1 protein-coding gene and 1 pseudogene are annotated in these 1,272 nt (G+C 61.9%); both read right to left on the bottom strand.

Translation table 11 applies throughout. The features are described 5' to 3' along the window. Positions 1–72: 72 nt before the first annotated feature. Entirely contained in the window at positions 73–864 is a 792-nt protein-coding gene (gene istB / locus BLR51_RS27065) for an IS21-like element helper ATPase IstB (RefSeq protein ID WP_089852619.1), read from the bottom strand. Continuing rightward, positions 854–1,272, bottom strand: a pseudogene (locus BLR51_RS27060) (IS21 family transposase); the annotation flags it as partial. The pseudogene BLR51_RS27060 and the gene istB, both read right to left, overlap by 11 nt.

Raw genomic sequence — 1,272 nt, 5'->3', positions numbered from 1 at the left:
TGTTGGATGTCACTGAGAACTGACCCAGCATTGTCATCGAGATTTGACCCGCCTGTCAGTATGTCGGTCGGTTCATGATGGGGTCAACATTGGCGTCTCCTTCCTCTTCTTTTTCGCGGTCTCCGAGCTGGCCTTGAAGCGATAGCTGTCGTTTCCGGTTTCCAGGATGTGGCAGCGGTGTGTGAGGCGATCGAGGAGCGCGGTGGTCATTTTGGCGTCACCGAAGACGCTGGCCCATTCGCTGAAGCTCAGGTTCGTGGTGATCACGACGCTTGTGCGCTCGTAGAGCTTGCTGAGGAGGTGGAACAGCAAGGCGCCGCCCGAGGCGCTGAACGGCAGGTATCCGAGCTCGTCGAGGATCACCAATTCGGTTTTCACCAACGCCTCGGCGATTTTCCCGGCCCTTCCCAGCGCCTTTTCCTGTTCCAGCGCGTTCACCAGCTCGACTGTGGAGAAGAAGCGCACGCGTTTGCGGTGATGCTCGATTGCCTGGACACCGAGGGCAGTCGCAACATGGCTTTTCCCGGTGCCGGGCCCGCCAATCAGGACCGCGTTCTCGGCAGCATCCAGGAACTCGCATCGGTGAAGCTGCCGAACGAGGGCCTCGTTGACCTCGCTGGCGGCGAAGTCGAAGCCCGACAGGTCCTTGTGAGCCGGGAAGCGCGCTGCCTTCATGTGATAAGAGATGGACCGCACTTCACGTTCGGCCATTTCGGCCTTCAGCAGCTGCGACAGGATGGGGATCGCCGCTTCGAACGCAGGCGCACCCTGTTCCATGAGGTCATGCACGGCCTGCGCCATGCCTGGCATCTTCAGACTGCGGAGCATGATGACGATAGCAGCGCCGGCGGGATCATGACGCATGGCGTTTGCCTCCGGACGTGCGCAGCCCATCGTAGCGTGCGACATTGGCCTCGGGCTCCTTGCTCAGCGTCAAGGCCGGAGGTGGCGTCACATCTGGTAGCTCGACTGAAGTGCTGCTCACCAGCCTGTGCAACAGGTTCAGCACGTGGGTCTTGGTCGGCACGCCGGCCTTCAGCGCCATGTCCACCGCGCACAGGACCGCCTGTTCGTCGTGATGCAATACCAATGACAGGACATCGACCATCTCCCGATCCCCGCCAGGCCTGCGCAGCATCTGGTCCTGCAGCTCACGAAAGCCCTCCGGCATCTCAACAAACGGGGCGCCGTTGCGAAGCGCGCCCGGCTTGCGCTGGACCACGGCAAGGTAATGGCGCCAGTCATAGATGACGCGGCCCGGTTGCCGGTGCG

Source organism: Salipiger marinus (assembly GCF_900100085.1).
Classification (GTDB): domain Bacteria; phylum Pseudomonadota; class Alphaproteobacteria; order Rhodobacterales; family Rhodobacteraceae; genus Salipiger; species Salipiger marinus.
Note: the sequence above shows the minus strand (reverse complement) of the source record. Positions and strands in the feature narration are given on the sequence as shown.

Bases quoted from the DNA above. Each gene is read 5' to 3' on its own strand.
- istB (WP_089852619.1), bottom strand. From the start codon at position 864: ATGCGTCATGATCCCGCCGGCGCTGCTATCGTCATCATGCTCCGCAGT.